The organism is Vicinamibacteria bacterium (genome assembly GCA_035620555.1).
Taxonomy (GTDB): domain Bacteria; phylum Acidobacteriota; class Vicinamibacteria; order Marinacidobacterales; family SMYC01; genus DASPGQ01.
Map to the genome: position 1 here is coordinate 1 of DASPGQ010000065.1, position 7050 is coordinate 7050.

Genomic DNA, 7050 nt, shown 5'->3' on the forward strand with positions numbered 1-7050 from the left:
GGCGCGCTTGCCGCGCCGTAAGCAGCCCGAGCCGTGGCGGCACGATCGATTACGGGTCCCGCCACGGCATTGAGAGAGAGAATGACGATGACTGGTTCGCGTTTCGAAGATAAAACGCAAAGGCGCAATGATGCAGCGGCGCGAAGAATCAGAATTCACGGGCCAGCCGCTGCACCGTTAATGTCGTTGATCTCGGACGGGAAACGGGATCTGTCAAGACTGGTCCTTTGCGCCTCCGCGACTCCGCGTCCTTCTGTTCGTTCGGAAAAATGACGTTACGAGCGCTGGTGGTCGACGACGAGGAGCTCGCTCGCCAGGAGCTCTGTTTTCTCCTGGAGTCGATTCCCGCGGTCGACGTCGTGGGCCAGGCGGGAAACGGGATCGAAGCCGTCGGGCTCATCGAGGAGCTTTCCCCGGATCTGCTCTTTCTCGACATCCAGATGCCGGGACTCGACGGTTTTCAGGTGGTGCGCCGCCTGGTCGATTTGCCCGCTCCGCCGCACCTCATATTCGTCACCGCCTACGATCAGTACGCCATCAAGGCGTTCGAGGTGAACGCGGTCGATTACCTGCTGAAACCCGTGGAAAAGTCCAGGCTCAAGGAGGCGGTGTCGCGGGCGGCGAAGAAGAAACGAGAAGGCCTGCCGATCCAGGATCAGCTCGAGCGGCTCCTCGGAGCGCTCGAGCGCGGCACGCGTCAGAGACGGCTAGTCGTCAAGGCGGGCGAGCGCTACATGCTCGTCGACGACTCCGACATCGTCTATGCCAGCGTCGAGGACGGCGTGGTTACCGTCGTGACCGATCACGTTACCGGGACATCGAACGCCCGCACGCTCGAGGAGCTTTCCGCATCCCTCGACCCGAACGTGTTCTGGCGGGTTCACCGTTCCTATATCGTCAACCTCGAGCGCATCCGCGAGGTGATTCCCTGGTTCAATCGCACCATTCAACTCAAGATGACGGATCGCGCGGGAACGGAGATCCCGGTATCCCGCTCGCACACCCGCCGGCTGAAAGAGCATCTGAATCTCTAGCTGCGCGATCCTGGACATCGGCGGTCCCGGAGTCGGACGGGCATGGCGAGCCACTCCGAAGAGACGACGATTCGAGAGCATACCCAGATCCGTGTCAGAGTTTGAAACTCATGCGAACCGCCACTCGTTGTACCTAGGTAGTCGCATGATCGGCGAATCCCGAGGAAAGGAACGCCGCTGGCATATGGCTTGCTTGCAAGCAAATTGGAGGGATCCGTATGAGTGAAATAGAACGCTGGAGGGAGCCCGTCTCGTCGCTTCCGAGCTCCGATACCGTACAGGCGAAAGAGAGGGAGGGTTGGCGCGCGGTCGCGATCGAATGGGAGCGCGGCCGCAAAGACCATGAGGAGCCGAGACCTCAACCCATTCCTTATGGCCTTCGGATATCGCCCGATTGCCGCCACCTCGAGGTCGATCCGGTGGAGAAGGAGATCATGCAGGTGATCGTGGCGATGATTGCCGCCGATTACCCGCTTTCACGAATCGCTTCCGAGCTGAATGGCCGAGGCTTTACGACGCGCGCGGGCTCCGCCTGGACTCAGGTCGCTGTCTTCCGGCTCTTGCCACGCATCATCGAGTTCGGTCCAGAGATCCTCTCGGCGCGGGAGTGGTCCCAACACAAAGAGCGCTTGCTGTCCACGGTGACCTGACCACGGACGAGACGAGGCGCACCACGAGAAGTTGAGGAAGTGAGGATGGAGTCCCAACCACGGTTTTAATGAGATGGCCCCTCCGATATTCCCCCTCGGTTTCTAACTTTCTGGAGGATGCCAACTCAACCCAGCCCCATCCTCACTTCACAAGGAGGGGACGAGTCAGCCGTGGCCGAATGAAATCGCCTTTTGACTGCGAATGGGACTCTACATCTAAGGATTGGCGCTGTCAAGACCCTTTTGCAAAAAAAACTGCGATAAGATCGCCTCTTGAATCCGAATCTCTCGGCGGCTTCCGCCGCGTGTGCGGTCACTCTCCTCAGCGGACTCCTCGCGCTCCACTTTCGCGAACATCGAGTCAGCATCTATGCTTTTTGCTCCGGCGCCCTCATCGGGGGTGTCGTGTTGTTGCTTCTCCCCGACGCGATGCAGCTGCTCCAGGACAGCGAGGCCGCCCTTCCGAAGGCGACGGTATGGATCGTCGCGACGCTGGGGTTCTTCGTCTTCTACGTGCTCGATCGAGGCGAGCATCGAAAGGAGTCGAGGCGCCTTGCGGGACTCTCCGGCGGCATCGGTATCGCCATCCATGCCTTCATCGACGGCGTGGTGATCGGTCAAGGTTTCCGCGCGGGTGAGACCACGGGAGCCGCGGTCGCATTCGCTGTCCTGCTCCACAAGCTCGCCGACGGCGTCGGTGCGGTGGGCGTGATGCTCGGCACCGAGCACAGCATCCGCCAGACCCTGACCCTGCTCGCGATTACCGCGGTCGCCCCACTCCTGGGCATTTGGGCCCAATCCCGTCTCGTGATGCCGGTGTCGTTTCTCGCTCTGCTCCTGAGTCTATTCGCGGGAATGCTCCTGTACCTCGCCGCGAGTCGACTTCTTCCCGAAGCGATGCGAAACCAGACCGACCCTTCTTCCGTGCCGTTGATCTTTCTCGCCGGTCTCGCTTTCGTCTATGCGGCGCATTTGCTTTCGTAGCACCCTAGCCATCCCCTACTTTTTTTTCTCACTCAACCAGTGGCCCTTTCCGCCGGCGTCTGATAAAACTCGACCGGAGGAGACGATCATGAAGTATGCCTGTTGGCTCGTCGCAGGACTCATGTCGAGCGCGGCCTTGGCGACGGCGCAGGAGTCCGTGCTCGGCAAGATCGAGTTCGAGAACTCGGGTGCGCCCGAAGCGCAAGATGCGTTTCTGAACGGCGTCCGTATGCTTCACAGCTTCGAGTGGGAGGACGCCGCCGAAGCATTCCAGGAGGCGCAGCGGATCGACCCCGATTTCGCGCTCGCTTTCTGGGGCGAGGCCCTCTCCTATTCCTACGGCCACCACGCCCCCACCGACCAGGACATGGCGGAGGCACGACGTGCGCTCCAGAAGCTCGCGCGCGGACGCGCTCAAAGGCTGGAGAAGGCAGGGACCGAGCGGGAAAGAATGTACCTCGATGCCGTCGAGCTGCTCTACGGCGAAGGACCCATCGACGAGCGCTCGCTCGCCTACTCCGAAGCCATGAGGCAGATCTACGAGAAGTATCCCGACGATCACGAAGCCGCAACGTTCTACGCGCTCTCGTTGATGCGCACGAAGGTCCGCGGCGTGGATAGCCTGCGCGAGGATATGCAGGCAGGCGCCATCTCGCAGAAGGTCTTTCGGGAGAACCCCGATCATCCCGGAGCCGCCCATTACATCATCCATGCTTACGACGACCCCGCTCACGCTCCCATCGCCCTCTATGCGGCCCACAAGTATGCCGAGATTGCCCCTGCCGCGGTGCACGCCCTTCACATGCCCGCCCACATCTTCGTTCAGCACGGGATGTGGGACCACGTGGCCGAACGGAACGAAGCCTCGTGGGAAGCCTCGAAGGCGCGCGCCGACCGCAAAGGCCTGTCGCCCACGCGTTATTCCTTTCACGCGCTCTACTGGCTCCAGTACGCTTACCTGCAGCAGGGCCGATATGACGCGGCGCAGGCATGCCTCGACGAGCTCCGTCCTATCGCCAACCGAGAGGACTCCACCAGGGGACTCAAGGAGCGGTTGCTCCGCCAGGAAGCGCTCCAGGTCGTCGAGACCGAGAGATGGAAAGTCTCGGACGTAGACGGCATCCTCGCGCAGATTCGAGGTGAGGGCGAGGTGGACGAGCGGACGGCGGCGACGGTTCTCTTCGCCAGCGGAATGAGCGCGGTGCGTACCTCGGATCTCGATACGGCAAAGAAAGCCGGTGCCGGCATTCACGAGCTCCACGGAAAGATGGAAGACGCGAGCACCGACGACCGGAACCAGGTCGCTATCATGGCCAGGGAGCTGGACGCGCTCGTGGCCTCCGCGGAAGGCGGGTCCGAGCGGGCACGAGAGCACATGAAGAAAGCCACCGCGATCGCGGAATCGATGGAGCCGCCTTCCGGGCCTCCGGGCGAAGCTTCGACCGATTCGCCGGTCAAGCCGCCCCATGAGCTATACGGCGAGCTCCTGCTCGACCAGGGCGCGATCGAGGAGGCCCTGGTGGCTTTCGAGAACTCTCTCCTGAGAACGCCGAAGCGGACGCGCTCGCTTCTCGGCGCGGCGCGGGCCGCTGCCAAGCTCGGAAACGACAAGCTGGCGGCGCGTCACTACGAGGCGATCGCCCGCGTTCCCGACGCGGGCTCCGAGCTTCCCGGGATGGAGGAAGCGCGCCGCTTCCTCCAGTCGAGCGAGGATCGTTGATCGACGCCGAGCGGCTGAAGCAAAGCCTTCTCGAGATCGCTGCGTTCGGCAGGCTTCCCGAAGGAGGAGTATCCCGGCTCGGGTTCTCCCCGCCGGATCAGCAGGCGCGTGAGTGGGTGATCCGCGAGATGCGGGACGCCGGCCTCGACGTATGGGTCGACGCCGCGGCGAACGTCCACGGCCGGCGCCAGGGGAAGGAGCCGACCCTTCCCGCCATCCTCTTCGGCTCGCACGTCGACTCGGTCCCCGAGGGAGGCATTTTCGACGGGACGCTCGGTAGCCTGGGAGCCCTCGAGGTGCTGCGGTCCCTCGACGAGCACGGCATCGAGACCCGCCATCCTCTCGAAATGGTGATCTGGGCCGACGAGGAAGGCGTGACCTTCGGCCAGGGACTCTTCGGAAGCCGCGCCGCGACCGCGGGCCCGAAGCGCGGGGAGCTCGACCTCGTCGATGCCGGCGGCGAGAGCCTGTCGGAGTGGCTCGAGCGCTACGGTCAGAACCCCGGCGAGCTCGACTCCGCAGTGATCGACCCGAAAGACGTGGCCGCTTACTTCGAGCTCCATATCGAGCAGGGACCGCACCTCCACCGGCAGAACGTTCCCATCGGCGTCGTTTCCGGAATCGTAGGCATCTTTCGCTTCGACGCCACCATCGAGGGCTTCGCGAACCACGCGGGCACGACGCCCATGGAAGAGCGGCGCGACGCGATGCTCTCCGCGGCGAAGCTCACGCAGGCGGTAAGAGAAGAAGTCATGGCCCGGCCGGGACGCCAGGTCGGAAACGTTGGCCTGCTGCGCGCTTTCCCTGGAGCGCCCAACGTCGTGCCCGGGCGCGTCAACCTGCCCATCGAATTGCGGGATCTCGACGAAGCCGTCGTCACCGACGTGCTCGAGCGCATCCGACAACGGGCAACCGCGATCGCCAGAGACGATCGAACCACGATCCGGATCCAGCCCTTCGCTTCCGAGGGCCCGGCGCTCACCGACGTCAGCCTCCAGGATCACATCGCTCGGGTCTCTTCCTCGCTCGGTCTCGATACCGTTCGGCTTCCGAGCGGCGCCGGCCACGACGCCCAGAGCGTTGCCCGCCACGGGATTCCGACGGGCATGATCTTCGTGCGCAGCAAGGACGGGGTCAGCCACAACCCGAACGAGTGGACGGACTGGGAGGATTGTGCGAGGGGAGTCGAGGTGCTCTATCGCGCCGTCCTCGAGCTCGATGACCGAGCCTGAGCTCCGCTTCGGAACCGCAGGCATCCGGGGAATTCTGGGCGACGGACCCGGGAAGATGAACCGATCGCTCGTCGTCCGCGTCACCTACGGGCTGGTACGCCATCTGCTCTCGATCCCGGGCGCGAAGGAGCGCGGGATCGTCATCGCCCGCGACGCTCGCAGACTCTCCGATGTTTTCCAGGAGGACGTCGCATCCGTGGCAAGCGGAATGGGCATGCCCGTCTACTACATGGAAGGCCCGCAGCCGACTCCACTCCTCGCGTTCGCGGTGAAGGAGCTCGGCGCCGCCGGGGGGATCGTCATCACCGCCTCGCACAACCCGCCGGAATACAACGGCTACAAGGTCTATTGGCAGAATGGCGCCCAGATCATCCCGCCGGTCGATTCGGCGATCCTGGCCGAAATCGATCGGGCTCCCGCCGTCAGTGCGATCCCCCGCGCGCGACAGTGGACGCGGGTCGATCTTCAGGAGGCCTACCTCGACGCGGTCGCCGGGCTCACGTTTCTTTCGAGTGCCGGTGAGATCCACATCGCCTACACGGCTCTCCACGGATGCGGTCAGAAGCTCTTCGTCGAGGCCCTGTCACGTCACGGTCTCCATGACGTGCACCCGGTGGCCGAGCAAGCGGAGCCCGACGGGACCTTCCCGACGGTTCGATTTCCCAATCCGGAAGAGCCCGGGTCCATGGATCGCGTGATCGCGCTCGCGCGCGAAAAAGAATGCGACATCGCGCTCGCCCACGATCCCGACGCCGATCGTCTCGGCGCCGCGGTCCGCGACCGGCGAGGCGACTACGTGACCCTCAACGGAAACGAGATCGGTGTCCTGCTCGCCCATCACGTCCTGAGCCATACCCGGGAGAAGAGACCCCTCGTCGTCTCGACCATCGTCTCTTCGCGCATGCTCGCGGAGATGGCGCGAGAGCTCGGGGTGCGCTACGAGGATACGCTGACCGGCTTCAAGTGGATCGCCAACGTCGCCCTGCGTATCGAGGCCGAGGAGCGGTGCCAGTTCGTCTACGGCTACGAGGAAGCCCTCGGTTATGCCGTCGGTACGGTGGTTCGAGACAAGGACGGCATCGGCGCCGGGCTGGTCCTGGCGGAGATGGCCGCGAGCCTGAAGTCTGAAGGCAAGACTCTCCTCGACGAGCTCGATGCTCTTTATTCCCGATACGGTTATTTCGCCACCCGCCAGAAGAGTCTCGTCGACGTGGCGTCCGAAGATGTCGTCGGTCGCCTGGAGCGCTGGCGCCGCCCCACGGCCCGTCTGGAGGACGTCCTCGTCTATGACTGCGACGACGGTGGCCGCGTCGCCGTCCGCCCGAGCGGAACCGAGCCCAAGCTCAAGTTCTATCTGGAGGTCGTCGAGCCTTTCGACGAGCACGCTCGGGCACGCGCAAAAGCCCGTCTCGACGCGCTCGAGGCGACGT

General features: G+C 63.8%; 6 protein-coding genes. All 6 read left to right on the plus strand.

All coding sequences use genetic code 11. From position 1 onward, the window contains the following. Positions 1–269: 269 nt before the first annotated feature. Complete coding sequence (locus VEK15_02485; GenBank protein HXV59534.1) at positions 270–1034, plus strand: LytTR family DNA-binding domain-containing protein; 765 nt, start codon at positions 270–272, stop codon at positions 1032–1034. A 218-nt stretch (positions 1035–1252) separates the two neighbouring features. Further along, on the plus strand, positions 1253–1684 hold the full coding sequence (locus VEK15_02490; GenBank protein ID HXV59535.1) for a recombinase family protein: 432 nt from the start codon (positions 1253–1255) through the stop codon (positions 1682–1684). 273 nt (positions 1685–1957) lie between these two features. Continuing rightward, complete coding sequence (locus tag VEK15_02495; GenBank protein ID HXV59536.1) at positions 1958–2668, plus strand: ZIP family metal transporter; 711 nt, start codon at positions 1958–1960, stop codon at positions 2666–2668. Positions 2669–2756: 88 nt separating this feature from the next. Beyond that, positions 2757–4388: a hypothetical protein gene (locus tag VEK15_02500; protein ID HXV59537.1), complete on the plus strand. Its 1632-nt coding sequence runs from the start codon at positions 2757–2759 to the stop codon at positions 4386–4388. Continuing rightward, positions 4385–5620: a Zn-dependent hydrolase gene (locus VEK15_02505; protein ID HXV59538.1), complete on the plus strand. Its 1236-nt coding sequence runs from the start codon at positions 4385–4387 to the stop codon at positions 5618–5620. Before VEK15_02500 ends, VEK15_02505 begins: the two co-directional genes overlap by 4 nt. Beyond that, positions 5607–7050 (plus strand): phospho-sugar mutase (locus tag VEK15_02510; protein HXV59539.1); only part of this gene is annotated, 1444 nt, incomplete at its 3' end. The genes VEK15_02505 and VEK15_02510, both read left to right, overlap by 14 nt.

Excerpts from the sequence above, each read along its gene's own strand:
- VEK15_02485 (HXV59534.1), top strand. The coding sequence starts at position 270 with ATGACGTTACGAGCGCTGGTGGTCGACGACGAGGAGCTCGCTCGCCAG.
- VEK15_02490 (HXV59535.1), top strand. The coding sequence starts at position 1,253 with ATGAGTGAAATAGAACGCTGGAGGGAGCCCGTCTCGTCGCTTCCGAGC.
- VEK15_02500 (HXV59537.1), top strand. The coding sequence starts at position 2,757 with ATGAAGTATGCCTGTTGGCTCGTCGCAGGACTCATGTCGAGCGCGGCC.